The sequence below is a fragment of the Paraburkholderia diazotrophica genome, assembly GCF_038900755.1.
GTDB lineage: Bacteria > Pseudomonadota > Gammaproteobacteria > Burkholderiales > Burkholderiaceae > Paraburkholderia > Paraburkholderia diazotrophica_A.
The window spans coordinates 345,218-362,392 of record NZ_JBBPEN010000001.1 but is presented as its reverse complement, the minus strand read 5'-3'; the positions used below and the strand labels follow the sequence as shown (position 1 = coordinate 362,392).

The 17,175-nt window shown below is 64.0% G+C and carries 16 protein-coding genes; 2 read left to right on the top strand and 14 right to left on the bottom strand.

Annotated elements, in window-relative coordinates; all coding sequences use genetic code 11:
• Positions 1–4 precede the first annotated feature (4 nt).
• From AABE10_RS01715 to AABE10_RS01665, 11 genes are all read right to left on the bottom strand, one after another.
• Complete coding sequence (locus AABE10_RS01715; RefSeq protein WP_342931568.1) at positions 5–1,459, bottom strand: DHA2 family efflux MFS transporter permease subunit; 1,455 nt, start codon at positions 1,457–1,459, stop codon at positions 5–7.
• A 236-nt stretch (positions 1,460–1,695) separates the two neighbouring features.
• Complete coding sequence (locus AABE10_RS01710; protein WP_342931567.1) at positions 1,696–2,919, bottom strand: dienelactone hydrolase family protein; 1,224 nt, start codon at positions 2,917–2,919, stop codon at positions 1,696–1,698.
• A gap of 114 nt (positions 2,920–3,033) precedes the next feature.
• Positions 3,034–4,671 carry an AMP-binding protein gene (locus tag AABE10_RS01705; RefSeq protein ID WP_342932230.1) on the bottom strand — a complete coding sequence of 546 codons (1,638 nt, stop codon included), beginning with the start codon at positions 4,669–4,671 and terminating at the stop codon, positions 3,034–3,036.
• 87 nt (positions 4,672–4,758) lie between these two features.
• Entirely contained in the window at positions 4,759–5,157 is a 399-nt protein-coding gene (locus AABE10_RS01700) for a RidA family protein (protein ID WP_342931566.1), read from the bottom strand.
• Positions 5,154–5,597: a thioesterase family protein gene (locus AABE10_RS01695; protein ID WP_342931565.1), complete on the bottom strand. Its 444-nt coding sequence runs from the start codon at positions 5,595–5,597 to the stop codon at positions 5,154–5,156. Before AABE10_RS01695 ends, AABE10_RS01700 begins: the two co-directional genes overlap by 4 nt.
• Complete coding sequence (locus AABE10_RS01690) at positions 5,594–6,805, bottom strand: acyl-CoA dehydrogenase family protein (protein ID WP_342931564.1); 1,212 nt, start codon at positions 6,803–6,805, stop codon at positions 5,594–5,596. The genes AABE10_RS01695 and AABE10_RS01690 overlap by 4 nt, the downstream gene beginning before the upstream one ends.
• Before the next feature lie 2 nt (positions 6,806–6,807).
• A complete protein-coding gene (locus AABE10_RS01685) occupies positions 6,808–7,659 on the bottom strand; it encodes an enoyl-CoA hydratase family protein (RefSeq protein WP_342931563.1) in 852 nt (283 codons plus the stop codon).
• A 9-nt stretch (positions 7,660–7,668) separates the two neighbouring features.
• Positions 7,669–8,226 carry a MarR family transcriptional regulator gene (locus AABE10_RS01680; RefSeq protein WP_342931562.1) on the bottom strand — a complete coding sequence of 186 codons (558 nt, stop codon included), beginning with the start codon at positions 8,224–8,226 and terminating at the stop codon, positions 7,669–7,671.
• On the bottom strand, positions 8,223–9,002 hold the full coding sequence (locus AABE10_RS01675) for an SDR family NAD(P)-dependent oxidoreductase (protein WP_342931561.1): 780 nt from the start codon (positions 9,000–9,002) through the stop codon (positions 8,223–8,225). The genes AABE10_RS01680 and AABE10_RS01675 overlap by 4 nt, the downstream gene beginning before the upstream one ends.
• Entirely contained in the window at positions 9,002–11,374 is a 2,373-nt protein-coding gene (locus AABE10_RS01670; RefSeq protein ID WP_342931560.1) for a bifunctional salicylyl-CoA 5-hydroxylase/oxidoreductase, read from the bottom strand. The genes AABE10_RS01675 and AABE10_RS01670 overlap by 1 nt, the downstream gene beginning before the upstream one ends.
• A gap of 138 nt (positions 11,375–11,512) precedes the next feature.
• Positions 11,513–13,042: an altronate dehydratase family protein gene (locus tag AABE10_RS01665; RefSeq protein WP_342931559.1), complete on the bottom strand. Its 1,530-nt coding sequence runs from the start codon at positions 13,040–13,042 to the stop codon at positions 11,513–11,515.
• Between the two features lie 132 nt (positions 13,043–13,174).
• Between AABE10_RS01665 and AABE10_RS01660 the strand changes: the two genes are divergently transcribed.
• Complete coding sequence (locus tag AABE10_RS01660) at positions 13,175–13,906, top strand: FadR/GntR family transcriptional regulator (protein WP_342931558.1); 732 nt, start codon at positions 13,175–13,177, stop codon at positions 13,904–13,906.
• A gap of 93 nt (positions 13,907–13,999) precedes the next feature.
• Here the strand turns inward: AABE10_RS01660 and AABE10_RS01655 are convergent, their stop codons facing one another.
• Complete coding sequence (locus AABE10_RS01655; protein WP_342932229.1) at positions 14,000–14,719, bottom strand: NADPH-dependent F420 reductase; 720 nt, start codon at positions 14,717–14,719, stop codon at positions 14,000–14,002.
• Positions 14,720–15,078: 359 nt separating this feature from the next.
• Here AABE10_RS01655 and AABE10_RS01650 point away from each other — a divergent pair, with 359 nt between their 5' ends.
• Positions 15,079–15,513 (top strand): hypothetical protein, encoded by a 435-nt coding sequence (locus tag AABE10_RS01650; RefSeq protein WP_342931557.1) that lies wholly within the window; start codon positions 15,079–15,081, stop codon positions 15,511–15,513.
• A 131-nt stretch (positions 15,514–15,644) separates the two neighbouring features.
• Here the strand turns inward: AABE10_RS01650 and AABE10_RS01645 are convergent, their stop codons facing one another.
• The gene (locus AABE10_RS01645) at positions 15,645–16,355 is read right to left on the bottom strand and encodes a dienelactone hydrolase family protein (protein WP_342931556.1); all 711 of its coding nucleotides are present in this window, start codon (positions 16,353–16,355) and stop codon (positions 15,645–15,647) included.
• Positions 16,356–16,492: 137 nt separating this feature from the next.
• Positions 16,493–16,930: a carboxymuconolactone decarboxylase family protein gene (locus AABE10_RS01640; protein WP_342931555.1), complete on the bottom strand. Its 438-nt coding sequence runs from the start codon at positions 16,928–16,930 to the stop codon at positions 16,493–16,495.
• Positions 16,931–17,175 lie beyond the last annotated feature (245 nt).

Sequence of the window (17,175 nt, the reverse complement as noted above, 5' to 3'; positions counted from 1 at the left end):
GTCGCTACTCCATCGATTCCTTCAACGCGCCGCGTTCCTGTCGCGCGCGGGACTGCGCGCCTTGCCGCAACAACGCGCCGCCGAGCGCCCCGGCTGTCGCCGCAAAAATCGCGCCGACGAGAAACGCGACGTGATAGCCGCTCGTCAGCGCGGCGGGCGTATCGGCGTGCTGCGCGCCGCCGCTCGCTGATTGCGCGGCCGCGAGACTCGCGAGCACCGCGAGTCCCAACGCGCCGCCCATCATGAACGATGTATTGACGATGCCGGATGCGAGGCCCGAATCGGCGGGATCGACATCGCTCATCGCCGCGAGCAGCAGCGGATTGAACGCGACGCCCGCGCCGATGCCGAGCAGCACCATGCCGGGCAGCACGTCGACGACGAAGTGTCCGTCGACGGGCGCGCGTACGAATAGCAGCAAGCCAAGCGCGGCCAGCAGCAGACCGATGGCGAGCGGACGCCGGATGCCGAAGCGCATCACCATGCGCGCCGACAAGCCGAGCGAGAAGAAGCCCATGATCAGGTTCGCGGGCAGGAACGCGAGGCCGACCTGGAACGGCGCATAGCCGAGCACGCGCTGCAAATAGAGCGCGGAAATGAAGAACCACGCGAACATCGCGGCGGCCCACAACACGCCGACGACATTGGCCGTCGCGACATTGCGCAACGTGAGCAGTTCGAGCGGCATCAGCGGATGCACGACGCGTGCTTCGATCGCGAGAAACGCACCGAGCAGCGCGAGCGCGACGACGAGCAGACCGACCGTTTGCGCCGACAGCCAGCCGGCTTCGTTGCCGTTGACGATCGCATAGACGGCGAGCATCAGCGACGCGGTGACGGTCGCGGCGCCCGCGACGTCGAGCCGCTCGCCGTGTGCGTGTCCGCGTCCTGCGGGCAGCAGCGCAATGCAGGCTGCGTACACGGCGATGCCGATCGGCAGGTTGACGAGAAAGATCCAGTGCCAGCTCAACAGGTTGGTCAGCAGACCGCCCAGCAGCACGCCGATGCTCCCGCCGCCCGCGCATACGAAACCGTAGACGCCCATCGCTTTCGCGCGCTCGCCTTCTTCGGTGAAGAGATTCATGATCAGCGACAGCGATACGGCCGACACCACCGCGCCGCCCAGTCCTTGAATCGCGCGCGCGCAAACCAGCATGACTTGCGAGTTCGCGAGCCCGCATGCAAGCGACGCCAGCGTGAACAGGGTAATGCCCGCGAGAAAGAGCTTGCGATGGCCGTACAGGTCGCCGAGCCGGCCGCCCAGCAGCAGAAAGCCGCCGAACGTCAGCATGTAGGCGTTGACGACCCACACGAGCGCGGTTTCGGAAAAGCCCAGATCGGCTGCGATCGACGGCAAGGCGACGTTCACGATGGTCGTATCGAGCACGATCATCAGCACGCCCATGCACAGCACGACGAGTGCCAGCCAGCGTTTTTGACCTTCGATGTTATGCGTCATGCGCGCGTTCCTCCGTGGCTGTCGATGCGCTTCCAGTCTAGTCAGGGGCCGCCCCGAACATCAACTGGAGAACGGGTTTGCGTACCGCTCTCCCACACACGACGATCGAAGGCGCGTTAAATCGACACGCAGCGACGCAATGATTCGTGTTGTCGCGCGGCACGGAGCCAAGGTCATGCGAGGCCGCGCAAGGGAGCGGCCCCTATTCATCACAAATCGCAACGCTGGAGCGCGAATCATGCCGGCCACTTGCCGCCCATCAGTTCATTGGACGGCAGCGTTTCGTCGAGCAGCTTGCGCGCGCTTTCGATGCCCGCGACGGGCAAGCCTTTCGCATCGAGCAGCCCGACCTGCACGAGCACGCAAGCCTGGTCCCAATAGATGTGCTCGTTGTACAGCTTGTCGCCGCGAAAGCAGACGACGGCGAGCATCGGCACCTCGAAGTATTTACCCGTCGGCGCGACACCGGGCAACAGCCAGTCGATCTCGCAGCTATGCGTGCACGCGAAGATGAATTCGTCGACGATGCGGTCGGAACCGATGGTCCGCGAAATCGGAATCAGCTTCGTGTCGGGCGGATTCGAATTGACGAAGTGATTCGTGTAGAAGCGCTTCAGGTTGTCGTAACCGACGCCGCCCGTCATCGTCGGCACGTGGTTGACGTAGGGCTGCGCGACCATCGTCGGCATGACGGCTTCGACGTCGCGCGTCGCGAACTCGAAATAGCAGTGCCGTTCCCACAATGTGTTCAGATCGTAGATGGGGCCGAGCACCTTGCGCAGCAGCGCGAGCGTGCGCGAATACGCCATCATCGCGGCGGGCTTGTCGTATTGCGGGCGCGTGGGCGATGCGAACGCATGATCGCAGCCCGGATACACATACTGCTCGATGTTCGGATGCGTGCGAAGCGCGGCCATGATCTGCTCGCGCACGGGCGGCGGACAGTACGAATCGTTTTCGGGGAAATGAAAGACCATCGGGCAGCGAATGTGCTTCGCCTCGTCCAGATACGCTTCGAGCCCGACGCCGTAGTAGCTCGCCGCGCAATCGACGTCCGTGCGGGCAGCCGCGAGCATCGCGAGCTTGCCGCCGAGGCAATAGCCGATCGCGCCCACTTTGCCCGCGTGCTCGGGCAGCGCGCGCAATGTATCGATGGTGGCGGCGATGTCGTCGATTGCGCGATCGACATCGAACTTCGCATGGAAGTCGAGCGCGCGTTTCATGTTCTCGCCTTCGTAGCCGAGCACGACATTCGGCTGGATGCGCCAGAACAGATCCGGCACGAGCACGACGTAGCCTTCTTCCGCGTAGCGGTCGGCCGTTGTCTTCAGATAGTCGTTGATGCCGAAGATTTCTTGCAGCAGCACGAGGCCCGGACCGGACCCCTGCGCCGGACGCGCAACGTATGCGTTGAAACGGCCGCCATCGCGAGCGGCGACTTCGATAAAGGAACCGGCCACAGGATGCTCCTCCATTGTTGGACGACGGGGACTGCGCGCGTCCTCATTCTCTGCTTCGCCCCTCCGCCCCTCCGCCCCTCCGCCCATTCGTCTCAACGGCGAGGGGCGGGCACGCTACATCGCACGCAATGCGAACCGCTTGATCTTGCCGGTCTCCGTGCGAGGCAGCGCATCGATGAAGGCGACGACGCGCGGGTACTTGTACGGCGCAACGGTATTCTTCACGAATTCCTGCAACTCCGCGATCAGTTTTTCGTCGCCGCTATAGCCCGCATTGAGCACGACGAACGCCTTCACGATCTGCCCGCGTGTTTCGTCGGCCACGCCGATCACGCCGCATTCGGCGACGGCCTTGTGTTGCATCAGCACGCTTTCCACTTCGGGGCCGGAGATGTTGTAGCCGGCGGACACGATCATGTCGTCGGCGCGGGCCTGATAGAACACGTAGCCGTCTTCGTCGATATACACCGAGTCGCCGGGCAGGTTCCAGCCATCGCGCACGAACTTGCGCTGGCGGTCGTCGGCGAGATAGCGGCAGCCCGTCGGACCGCGCACCGCGAGCTTGCCGATCGTGCCTGCGGGCACGGCGCGCATGTCGTCGTCGACGGCTTGCACGATGTAGCCCGGCACGGCCTTGCCGATCGCATGCGGCCGCACGTCGCCGCCGGCGGCAGCGATGAAGATATGGATCAGTTCGGTGCCGCCTATGCCGTCGATCATCTCGATCCCGCTCGCTTCGCGCCATAGCGCGCGCGTCGAATCGGGCAACGCCTCGCCTGCGGAAACGGTCTTCTTCAGCGACGAAACGTCGAAGCGCGGAATCAACGGCGCCATCTGCCGATAGAACGTCGGCGCGGTGAACATCACGGTCGCACGAAAGCGCTCGACGTTTTGCAGCAGCGTTTCGGGCGTCTGCTTTTCGATCAGCACCGTCGACGCGCCCACGCGTAACGGAAAGCACAAGAGGCCGCCGAGACCGAACGTGAACGCGAGCGGCGGCGTGCCGCAAAAGACGTCGTCGGCGGTGGGCTTGAGCACATGACGCGGGAACAGGTCGCACATCGCGAGCACGTCGCGATGAAAGTGCATGCAGCCCTTGGGCGCGCCCGTCGTGCCGCTCGTGAAGGCGATCAGGCAGACATCGTCGGCGGCTGTGTCGCAGGCTTTGAATTCAGTGGGCTTCGACGCGGCCAGCGCTTCGAGCGAACCGGGCGCGTCGTCATGAAAGACCAGCGTCTGTTTCAGGCCTTCGCAAAAGAACTCGTCGCCTTGCGTCGTGCAGCGCGCAAGTTCTTCCGTCAGCCGCGTGTCGCACAGCGCCGCGCTGATCTGCGCCTTGTCGATGATCTGCTTGAGTTCCTTTGCGCGCAGCAATGGCATCGTCGGCACGACGACGAGACCCGCCTTCAATGCCGCGAGAAACGCGGCGGCCATCTGCAATGTATTGGGGCCGCGCAACAGCACGCGATTGCCCGGCTGCAGACGCATTTCATCGACGAGCACGTGTGCGTTGCGATTGACCATCGCGAGCAGTTCGCCGTAAGCAGTCGCTTGCGGTTTGCCGTCGACATCCGACCAGATGGCAGGCCGGTCACGGTGCCCGCTTTCGACAGCACGATCGAGCAGTTCAGTCGCGCAGTTGAAGCGCGCCGGATACGCGACGTCCGGATTGTCGAGCAAAAAGAGCGGCCATTGATCCTCGGGCGGCAAGTGATCGCGCGCGAAGGTATCGACGTGAGCTGACGGTTCCATCATGAAACTCCTCTGCCATACGTGCTAGTCGTGCAAGTCGGTGCAAGTCGCGCGGAACGGGTCGGTCTGCGCGGATACGAAGCGGGCCTAGTCGGTAATCACGGCTGTCGCTTCGATCTCGACCTTGGCTTCGTCCTCGATCAGCGCGACGACCTGCACCGCGCTCATCGCAATGTCGTAGTCGCCGATCAGCTCGCGGAACGCCTGGCCGATCTCCCTGAGCGACGCGAGATACTCGCGCTTGTCGGTGACGTACCACGTCATTCGCACAAGATGCTCGGGCCGGCCGCCCGCTTCGCGCAATATGGCGAGCACATTGCGCAGCGCCTGGGCGGCCTGCTCGGCGAAGAGATCGCTCGTCATGCGCGCTTGCGCGTCCCAGCCGATCTGTCCGGCGATATACACCTGCGTGCCGCTCGCCGCGACACCATTCGCGTAGCCGCGCGGCTTTACCCAGTCCGCAGGCAGTAGCGGTTTCTTTTTCATGAGCGTTGCTCCTCGGATTGAACGGCATGCGGCGCGAACGCTGCAAGCGCCGTCGCGATGTCATCGGGAATGTCGATGGACTGGCCGCTTTCCAGCGATGTCGTAACGAGCACCTGTATTGCGCGAAAGCGCACTTCATCCGCGCAGCGTGCAACGATCGCGAGGCCGATCGAGCGGCGCCCGATACGCGTCACATCGAGCGACAGCGTGATCGTTTCGCCCATGCGGCTCGGCCGCGAGAACTCGCAATCGAGCTTCACGATCGGCAGACCGACGCGACGCGTCTGAATCATGTGCGCGTAGTCGATGGCAAGACGCTCGTTGAACCACTCTTCGACGAGCATATTCGTCATCACCAGATACTGCGGAAAGTAGACGATGCCCGCAGGGTCGCAATGCGCGAAGCGGATGCGCACGGGCATGTCGAACGATGCGTTCATCGCGTGCGCTCCTGTTGCTGGCTCGCCGCATGCGCTTTCAGCAGATCGCGGCCGACAATCAGTTGCTGCACTTCCGTTGCGCCTTCATAGATGCGCAGCGCGCGAATCTCGCGATACAGCCGCTCGACGGTTGCGCCGCTTCGCACGCCCATGCCGCCCCACAGTTGCACGGCGGCATCGATCACCTGCTGCGCGCCTTCGCTCGCGTGCCACTTCGCCATCGCGGCTTCGCGTGTGACGCTTTCGCCCTGATCGCGCAGCCACGCGGCGCGATAGACGAGCAGCGCGCTGCTGTCGATCGTCAACGCCATCTGAGCGAGCTTCGTCTGCGTAAGTTGAAAGTCGCCGAGCGTCTGGCCGAACATCTTGCGCGACGCGGCGCGCGCGAGTCCTTCCTGCATCGCGCGACGCGCAAAACCCAACGATGCAGCCGCGACCGACGTGCGAAAGATATCGAGCGTGCGCATCGCGATCTTGAAGCCTTCGCCGGGCGCACCGAGCATCTGGCTGCGCGGCACGCGCGCGCCGTCGAAATGGAGACGCGCGAGCGGATGAGGCGCGATCACGTCGATGCGTTCGGCGATCTCCAGGCCAGGCGTGTCCGCATCGACGATAAACGCACTGATGCCGCGGGCGCCCGGTGCTTCGCCCGTTCTCGCGAACACCACATAAAAGTCTGCGATGCCGCCGTTCGAGATCCACGTCTTGTCGCCGTCGAGAACGTAGGCATCGCCTTCTGCGCGCGCCTGCAACGACATCGCGGCGACGTCCGATCCCGCTTCGGGCTCCGATAATGCGAACGCTGCAATCGCTTCGCCGTTTGCGACGCGCGGCAGATAGCGCGTCTTCTGCTCGTGTGTACCCGCGAGCGTAATTGCGCCGGAGCCGAGGCCTTGCATCGCGAGCGCGAAATCGGCGAGACCGTCGTGCTTCGCGAGCGTTTCGCGCAGCAGACATACGGCGCGCGTGTCGATCGTATCGCCGTGCCCGCCGTATTGCGTGCCGCCCACACCGTACTTCAGCCAGCCCGCTTCACCCAATGCGCGCACGAGTTGCTTGCACGCCGCATCGGTATCTTCATGCTGTACGTGCGCGAGATGTTGCGTTGCCCATGTCTCTATCGCTTCTGCCAGTTCACGATGACGCGCTTCGAAGAACGGCCAGGCCAGCGTGCTGTGCGGATCGCCGTGGTTTGAACCTTGATTCACGATCAGTCTCCTTCGAACACCGGCCGCGACTTGGCCGCGAATGCGCGATATGCGCGCTCGAAATCGCGCGTCGTCATGCAGATGGCTTGCGCCTGCGCTTCGGATTCGATCGCCTCGTCGATGCTCATGCTCCATTCCTGATGCAGCATCTTCTTCGTGATGCCGTGAGCGAACGTCGGGCCCGCGACGAGATCGGCGGCGAGCTTCAACGCTTCGTCGAGCAGCGCTTCCGGCGCGCACAGGCGGTTGTAGAAGCCCCACGCGTAGCCTTCGTCACCACTGGCGGAGCGTCCTGTGTACAGCAGTTCGGCGGCACGTCCCTGGCCGATGATGCGCGGGAGGATCGAACAGGCACCCATATCGCAGCCCGCGAGACCCACGCGCGAAAACAGGAACGCGAGTTTGCTGCGCGCAGTGGAGAGCCGCATGTCGGACGCCATCGCGAGAATCGCGCCCGCGCCCGCGCACACGCCATCGACCGCCGCGATGATGGGCTGCGGGCAATGCCGCATCGCTTTCACGAGATCGCCCGTCATGCGCGTGAAGAGCAGCAGCTCGGGCATCGGCAGATCGATCAGTGGGCCGATGATGTCGTGCACGTCGCCGCCCGAACAGAAGTTCTCGCCCGCGCCGTGAATCACGACTGCTTTCACATCGGTCGCGTAGGCGAGCTGTCGAAAGAGATCGCGCAGTTCCGCGTACGATTCGAAGGTCAGCGGGTTCTTGCGCTCGGGACGATTCAGCGTGACGCTCGCGACGCCCGCTTCGACGGACCAGCCAAAGTGCTTCGCGTCATATGTGGCGAGCGTCGTGCGATTGCCGGCCAGCAGGGCGTCGGCAGCGGATAAGGTCATCGTTGTCTCCTAGCTCTTGATCGTGTTCAGCAGATGCTGCTTGAGCTTGCCGAGCTTTTGATGCGTGCGCGATTTCTCGTCCAGATCGAGGCCGCCGAACATTTCGACGACCCATTGCTCGTGCGCGACGGCCATGTTGTCGAACAGCGCGCGGCCTTCCGTCGTCAGGCGCACGCTCGTCGAGCGGCGGTCGTTTGGATCGGCGTCGCGCGCGACGAGCCCTTCTTTTTCCAGCTGATCGGTAATGCCCGTGATGTTGCCGCCCGTCACCATCAGACGGCGCGACAGTTCCGTCATCTTCAGTCCTTCCGGATGACGCTCGAGCTGCGCCATCAAGTCGAAGCGCGGCAGCGTCGTATCGAATTCGTTGCGCAGGCGCTTGCGCAATTCCGCTTGCACGAGGTTCGTCGTCGTCAGCATGCGCAGCCATAGACGCAAGCCCATGTGGCTATCGGCGCCCGTGCTCATTTCCATGTCCACGACGTTTTCAGCGGGCTTCGCGACGCCTTTGCGCGTGGGCTTTGTTTCGGCCGCGTCGGTGGCCTTTTTCCTTGCAGCTTGACTCATGTGACTTCTCCGCCTGAAACGGAAATCGATTGACCTGTGATGGATTCGGAGCCCGGCATGCACAGCCATAGCACTGCGTTCGCGACTTCGGCGGGTTCGACGAAGCGGCGCTGCGGGTTGTGGCGCACGAGGACGTCGCGCGCTTCCTGTTCGCTCCGCGATGTTTTCGCCGTGATCTGATCGAGCGATGCCCGCAGCAGTTCCGTTTCCGTATAGCCGGGACACACGGCGTTGACGGTGACGCCCTTCGTCGCGACTTCGAGCGCGAGCGAACGCGTGAGTCCGATCACGCCGTGTTTCGCCGCGCAATAAGCGGCGACAATAGCGTAGCCGATCTGTCCCGCCGTGCTCGCGACATTCACGATGCGTCCGTAGCCGCGTTCGAGCATCGATGGCAACACGGCGCGCGTGCAGAGAAACACGCCCGTCAGGTTGACGTCGAGCATGCGTTGCCAGAGCGCCATGTCCGTGTTCGCGAACGGCGCAGCCTGGGCCTGGCCCGCGTTGTTGACGAGCACGTCGATCGGGCCCGCATTCGACGCGGCTTCGGAAAATGCCTTGTTTACAGCACTTTCATTGCACACGTCGACGCTGATGCATGTGGCCACTTCGCCGTGCCGGCTCAACGTTTCGCGTTGCGCGGCGAGACGTGCCGCGTCGCGGCCCATCAACGTGACGCGCGCGCCCGCGCGAACGAGCGCTTCGGCGGTTGCAGCGCCGATGCCGCTGCCGCCGCCCGTCACGACGGCATGCTTGCCTGCAAGCGTGGTGTTCATCAAACCGTTCCTTCCGCGCGTTGCGCGCGTTCGAGCGGCGACAGGCGCGCATTTTCTGCGGCCTGAGCGCGCTCGCGTTCGTAATTGCGTTCGAGCTGCGATTTGGCCGCCATGTATTGCTTCGGCCAGTTCACATCGAAGTAGCCGATCTTCGCGGCTTCGTTCAAGGTCCACGAAGGATTCGCGAGGTGTGGGCGCGCGATCGCGCACAGATCCGCGCGGCCCGCCGCGATGATGCTGTTCACGTGATCGGCTTCGGAAATCGCGCCGACTGCGATCGTTGCGATGCCCGCCTCGTTGCGGATGCGATCCGCGAATGGCGTCTGGAACATGCGGCCGAACACGGGCTTTTCTTCCTTGCTGACCTGGCCCGACGACACGTCGATCATGTCGGCGCCCGCAGCCTTGAAGGCGCGCGCGATCTCGACGGCATCGTCGGGCGTCGTGCCGCCGTCGACCCAGTCGTGCGCGGAAATACGCACCGACATCGGCTTGTCCTGCGGCCATACCTCGCGCATCGCGGCGAACACCTGCAGCGGATAACGCAGACGGTTCGCGAGCGAGCCGCCGTATTCGTCGGTGCGATGGTTGGTGAGCGGCGACAGAAAGCTCGACAGAAAGTAGCCGTGCGCGCAGTGCAGTTCGAGCCAGTCGAAGCCCGCGTCAGCGGCCATGCGCGTCGCGCGCACGAATTGCGCTTCGATTTCGCGTAGTTCGTCATGCGTCGCTTCGCGCGACCATTGGCTGACGCCGCGCAAATACTGCTGCGGCGACGCCGACACCAGCGGCCAGTTGCCGTTGGGCAAAGGCTGATCGATACCTTCCCAACTGACGCGCGTCGAAGCCTTCGCGCCGGCATGGCCGAGCTGCATGCCGATCTTCGCGTCGGTTTGCGCATGCACGAACTGCACGATGCGGCGCCACGCGGCGAGATGCCCGGGCGCATACATGCCGGGACATCCGGGCGTGATGCGCGCCTCCGGCGACACGCAGGTCATTTCCGTCATCACGAGCGCCGCGCCGCCCATTGCACGCGCGCCGAGATGCATCAGATGATAGTCGCCCGCCACGCCGTCGACGGCCGAATACTGCGCCATCGGCGAGACGACGACGCGGTTCTTCAGCGTCACGCCGCGCAGCTTGAACGGCGTGAACATTGGCGGGATGGAATGCTTCTGCTGGTCGCGTTCGATGCCCGCGCGCGCGGCGAGCCAGTCTTCGAATGACGAAAGATAAGCGGCATCGCGTTCGCGCAGGTTCTCGTGCGAAATGCGCTGCGAGCGCGTGAGCAGCGAATACGCGAACTGCTCAGGCTCGAAGGACGCATAGCGGTCGACGTGCTCGAACCATTCCGTCGAATTGCGCGCCGCGTTCTGGATGCGCAGCACGCCGACGCTGCGTACTTCCGTGTAGTGCGCCAGCGCCGCGGCGAGATCGCGCGGATGCGCGTCGATGCTGTTCGCGAGTTCGATTGCATCTTCGAGCGCGAGCTTGGTGCCGGAGCCGATCGAGAAGTGCGCGGTGTGCGCGGCGTCGCCCATCAGGACGACGGGCACGCGCTTGTTGTCCGCGCGTGTTTTCCAATGCACCCATTCGCGATTGACGACGCGCGGAAAGCGAATCCATTGCGACGAGCCGCGCAGATGGCTCGCGTTCGACATCAGCGAATGGCCGTCGAGATACTTCGCGAATAGCCGCTCGCAGAACGCGATGCTGTCTTCCTTGCTCATTTCGTCGAGGCCGGCGGCGCGCCACACGCGCTCGGGCGTCTCGACGATGAACGTCGACGTCTGGTCGTCGAAGCGGTACGCGTGGGCCTGGAACCAGCCCCATTCGGTCTTTTCGAACGCGAACGTGAAGGCGTCGAAGAGTTTTTTCGTGCCGAGCCACACGAAGCGGCAATTGCGCATGTCGATGTCGGGCTGATACGTCGACGCGTACTTCTGGCGCATCGCGCTATTCAGGCCGTCGCTCGCGATGATGAGGTCGGCGTCGTAATCGTCGTCGTCGACGACCTGCGTTTCGAAGACCAGCTTCACACCCAGCTCTTCGCAACGCTCTTGCAGGATGTTCAGCAGACGCTTACGGCCGATGCCACAGAAGCCGTGCCCCGACGAGCGCACCTTCGCGCCGCGAAAGTTGATCTCGATGTCGTCCCAGTGATTGAACGCGTCGAGGATCATGTCGGCGCTTTTCGCGTCGGCGGCGCGCAAATTGCCGAGCGTCTGGTCGGAAAACACCACGCCCCAGCCGAACGTGTCGTACGGGCGGTTGCGCTCGACGACGATCACTTCATGCGCCGGATGGCGCCGCTTCATCAACAGCCCGAAATACAGCCCGGCCGGGCCGCCGCCAATACAGACGATACGCATGCTGGTTCCCCAACTCGAGTGCTCGTCTTTACTTTAGGGTTTGATAGTTTAGATGTCAAGTAAAACGGCGAGGCAGGGGTGGAGCATCGTGCGATCCGCCCCCCGGCGCGGCCTCCCGGCCGCGCCAGAACGCACGCCTTACATCTGCGCGCCGATCATCCAGGGCACGAATTCCTCGTTGCCCACGCCGAGCGCCTCGCTCTTGCTCTTCGCACCCGACGCCACCGCGATGATCATGTCGAAGATCTCGCGGCCTTTCTTCTCGACGGTCGAGTCGCCGTCCATGATGTCGCCGCAGTTGATGTCCATGTCGTCGATCATGCGCGCGTACATCTTCGTGTTCGTCGCGAGCTTGATGGACGGCGCGGGCTTCGCGCCGAAGCACGAACCGCGTCCCGTCGTGAACAGCACGAGATTCGCGCCGCTCGCGATCTGCCCCGTCGCGCCCATCGGGTCATAGCCGGGCGCATCCATGAACACGAGGCCTTTGGCCGTCACGGGCTCCGCGTAGCGATAGACGTCCATCAGCGGCGTCGAGCCGCTCTTCGCTACGGCACCGAGCGATTTTTCGAGGATCGTCGTCAGGCCGCCCGCCTTGTTGCCCGGCGTCGGATTGTTGTCGATGCTGCCTTTTTCGCGCTCCGCGTAGCTCTCCCACCAGTGGATGCGCTCGACGATCTTCTCGCCGACCTCCGGCGTGATCGCGCGTCGCGTGAGCAGGTGCTCCGCGCCGTAGATCTCGGGCGTCTCGCTGAGAATCGCGGTGCCGCCGTGCTGCACGAGCAGATCGACGGCGGCGCCGAGCGCGGGGTTCGCCGTGATGCCGGAGTAGCCGTCCGAGCCGCCGCATTGCAGCGCGATGTTCAGATGCGATACGGGAAGCGGCTCGCGCACCGCGCGGTTCGCGATGGGCAGCAGCTTCTCGACGGCCGCGATCGCCGCGTCGACGGTCTTCTGCGTGCCGCCCTGTTCCTGAATGACGAGGGGCACGACGGTCTCGCCCGTCTCGACGCCTTCCGCGACGAACATCGCGCCCATCTGGTTCGCCTCGCAGCCGAGGCCGATCACGACCACGCCCGCGAAATTCGGATGCCGCACATAACCGCCGATCGTGCGTCGCAGTTGCTGGATGCCTTCGCCGTTGTGGTCGATGCAGCAGCCGAAGCTGTGCGTGAGGGGCACGATGCCGTCGACGTTCGGCCACGTGTCGAGCGCGCCGGGCGCGGAGAAATGCTGAGTGACCAGCTTCGTCACCGTCGCCGAGCAATTGACCGTGCTGACGACGCCGATGTAATTGCGCGTCGCCACGCGGCCGTCCGCGCGGCGAATGCCCTGGAAGGTCAGCGCTTGCGGCGCGGGCGGCACGACCTTGACGTTGGTGCCGTACGCGTAGTCGCGCGCGAAGTCGCCCATCGACACGTTTTGCGTGTGGACATGCGCGCCTGGCTCGATCGGCTGCGTGGCGAAGCCGATGATCTGACCGTAGCGGCGCACGGGGTCGCCCGTCCTGATCGAACGCACGGCAACCTTGTGCGCAGCGGGAATATCGTCGGTGACGACGAGGCCGTTTAGTTCGTGCAGCGTAGTGCCCGCCGCGATGGCGCCGCGCGCGATCGCGACGTCGTCGTCGGCATGCAGCGTGATGACCAGTGAGTTAGAATCCGCCATGTTTTTCCTCCTGATTGTGGAGCTTGTGAGCATCGGCTGCGGTATCGGATGTCCGCATGCTCGATGTGGCGAATAGTGATTTCGTCGACCAGGCGACGCAAATCGGTCAGACCAATCTCGGGAAGCACCGGCATGGGATTTCACACACTTTCGTCCAGCGCGGTCGACAGGACCGTCCGGCAGCTCGAAGAGAAGCTGCTCGAAGGCGAGTGGGAAACCTCGGCGCGCCTTCCCGCAGAGCGCGCGCTGGCGCAATCGCTGGGCGTGTCTCGCTCGACGGTGCGCGAGGCGATCCAGCGGCTTGTCACGCGCGGAATGCTCGAAACGAAGCCGGGCAGCGGTGTGTATGTCGTGCAGAAGCAGCCTGCGCGTCTGAGCGCGCCGTGGCTGCAACTGGTCGCGGAGAATCCGCCGTTGCGGGCCGAGACGCTCGAATTCCGGCTCGTCTTCGAATGCGCGGCCGCGCGCTTTGCCGCGCAACGCTCGACAGCGGCAGAACTCGACAGGCTTCAGGCCATTCTCGTGAAGATGCGCAACGCGGTCGAGGCACACGACGTGGACGCGGAAGCGATCGTCGACGGCGAGTTTCATACGGCGCTGACGGCCGCCTCGCACAACCGGATGCTCGACCAGTTCTACGCGAGCGTCATCACGATGCTCCGCGAGCACATCGCCGCCAATACGTTCGATGCGACGCTCAACAATGCGAACGCGTTCAGGCAATCGGCGATGCGGCTCAATCAGCACGAGTCCATTTTCTTCGCGGTGCGGGACCGCGATCCCGATGCTGCGCAACGAGCGATGTACGCGCATATCGCCTTCGTCGGGAAGCAGTTCGAGCCCGGCTTCGGCTTTGCTCAGTGAGCCGTCGCTACATGGCGCGAGTCATGCAGCAGGCGGCCGTTCTGCGGTCGCGAAGACGCGCGATCGCGTGATAGTCGTGCGACTTCCGTTCGATCACGTGGGATTTTCGAACGTGCCCGGACTGGCGGACGTCCCTGTCCAATCCGCAGTGCGTTCCTTCGATGCGCGCGCCAGCGCGTCCTTCACGCCTTGCGCGTCGAGGTCGGCCGTATAGACGGGCGAGCCTGGCTGCTGACGCCATGAATCGGCGATCGTGCCCGTGTCCACGGCATCGAAGCCGATGTCGTCGACGAGTCCGAATACGATCTGCTTCGCCTTCGGATCGTCGCCGGAGACGGGCAACGCGATGCGTCCCGCGGCGCCCGACGGCTTGCCCATGCCTTCGAGATGCGCGGCGTAGATGTTGTTGAACACCTTCACCACGGGATGTCCGATCTGCTCTTCGACCCAACGGCTCTCGGTCGTGCCCGCCTCAATGCCCTCGATCCTGCCGTCGCGCTGACGCGGATAGTAGTTGCACGTATCGATCACGACAGCCGATGGCTTTGCGTTGTCGAAGAGTCCCTTCGGCAGCTGCGGGACCTTGGCGAGCGGGATAGTCACGACGATCACGTCGGCGTCAGCGATCATGTCCGGCACGTTGCTCGCCGTTGCGCCCGTCTGCTGCGCGACGGCTTGCAGCGAAGCACCGCCGCGCGAATTGGCGATGCGTACCGCGTGCCCTTTTTCGACGAGGCGGCGCGCGAGCACCTTGCCGATGTTGCCTGCACCGATGATGCTGATATTCATCGAATCCTCCTGATCAAGTGGTATAGCGGCGCGTGACCGGACGCGTGTGTCGAGTCGTCCAGCGCGGCGCCCGTTTCGTCATGCCGTGTCGAGCATCCTCCATGCCGATCGGGCGGCGATCAATCGCCGCTCGTTTCGAGCGCTAGCGGAGTCGATCAGATAATGCAAGCCCACGTCGCCATCACACAACGCCGCGCCGGTGAAAAGTGTCGTGCCGGACACGAAATAATGCGCCCGAAGCCGCTCCCGCCTTGCTTCCGGCGGCATCCGGACAGGCGAAGCGAACTTTGTTACACCTCTTACGGGGAAGGGCGGCCTGCGTTACTAGCGCCTTTCAGATGTCCGGTTATACTCGCGCCGTCTTAAAAACAACTGACCCTTCTATGTCGAACCGAATCATTCAAATGGTCGCGATTGCAGCGCTTACGGCTGCGACGTCGGTGCCGGCGCTGGCCGGCGATATGAACAATGCGCTTGGCGGCGCGCTCGGCGGTGTGGCCGGCGCGGCGTTGGGCGGCGCAGTCGGCGGCAGCACGGGTGCCGTGATCGGCGGCGCGGTCGGCGGCGGCGCTGGCGGTGCCGTTACGTCGAACCGCCGCGAGCGCACGGGCGCCATCGTCGGCGGCGCGCTGGGCGGCGGTGCCGGCACGGCAGCGGGCAATGCGATGGGCGGACGCGGAGGCGGTCTGATCGGCGCAGCCCTGGGCGGCGGCGCGGGCGCGGCGCTCGGCGGCAACGTCTCGCGTTCGAACTCGTATGCGGACGACCGCGGCTACCACGGCAAGCGCCATCACAAGCATCGTCACTACGACGACTGATCGGTGAACGCGGCGTGGTTCGGCGCGGCGCCAAAGTCGCTCGGCAACGGGGACGCGCTGCGTGAGACCACGCCGGGCGCTGCGATCCGCAAAGGCGAGCGCCCGCTATCAGCCGCGTGGAACGCGCGCGCTTACTTCGCCCACAGCGTGCGGCCCAGGAAGGTCAGCGTTCGGTCCCAGGCGAGTTGCGACCATACAGGGTCGTACTGCGTGATCGCGATGCGTCCGCTGCCGACAGCGGTCTCGTTGGTGAACGCGTGATGTGCGAGATAGCGATGGAACTGCACGTCGACGTTCGCTTCGCGCAGCTTCGACTCCAGCGTGTCCACGTTTGCGATCGGAAAGGCCGCGTCTTGCGTTGCCCAATGGCCGATCACGGGTGCCTTGATCTTCGAAGCGTCGATGTATTCGAGCGGAGGGTAGCCGTAGAAGACGACACCCGCCGACACATCGGGGCTCTGGCACAGCGAGAGAAGTGTCAGCGCGCCGCCCATGCAGTAACCCATCACGCCGACGCGGCCCGCGCGTTGCTTCAGGTATTGGATCGCGCCGACAACGTCTTGCGACGCCGCATCGCCGAAGTCGAGCCCATCCATCAGATGGTGCGCCTCTTCCTCTTCGACCGTCGATTTGCCGCGATACAGATCGGGCACCAGCGCGACGTAGCCTGATTGCGCGAGGCGATTCGCGACGCCGCGAATCTGATCGTTCAAGCCCCACCATTCCTGAATGACGACCACGGCTGGCGCGCCTTCGGGTTTGTCGGGCGTGGCGAGATAGCCTTGAAGTTCCTGGCCGTCGGGCCGGCGAAAAGTAATCATCGATGCCGTTGTCGTTGTCATGAGCGTCTGTCTTCCTGTTGATGTTGAATGGACGCCATAGCATAGCGCCGTTGATCCGGCGACGCAGGCTGCGGACACACGAAAAAGCGGGCATCGCCCGCTTGCTCTTCAACCTCGTTGCGCTGCCTGGAGCGCGCTTACGACGGCAGCTTCCTGAACGAAATCGCAAAGCGGTTCCATGCGTTGATCGACGAAATCAGCAGCGTCAGGTCGACCAGTTCCGCTTCGCTGAAGTGCGGCTTCACTGCTTCCCACACCGCGTCCGGCACATGGTTCTCGGACACCAGCGTGAGGGCTTCCGTCCATTCGAGCGCCGCGCGCTCGCGGGCCGTGAAGAACGGCGTTTCGCGCCACACGATGACCGTCGCGAGACGACGGTCGGTTTCGCCGGCCTTGCGCGCGTCGGCGGTGTGCATGTCGACGCAGAACGCACAGCCGTTGATCTGCGAAGCGCGCAGGCGCACCAGATCAGCCAGCGATTTTTCGAGGTCGCTTTTGCCGATGCGTTCTTCGAGGGTCAGCATCGCCTTGATCGCATGCGGGTTCGCTTTGTAGAAGTCGAGACGTTGTTCCATGATGGTTTCCTCAGTGATGGAGCGCGTTTGCTTGCGCGACAAGACGAAGATTAGGCGCTGAATTGGCCATGCGAAATGGCCAATTCGAACGAATTTGAGGTAACCACTTTGGAAGCGTGACGCAACCGTGTCCGGGCGACGACGGACGATGCGGAAATGATTCGCTACGATCTGTGAAGACGGTTCAGGCGTGCGAACTCGGCCGGCCTCGTGAACGACCGATACAGTTCGCCGACCGTGCCGAT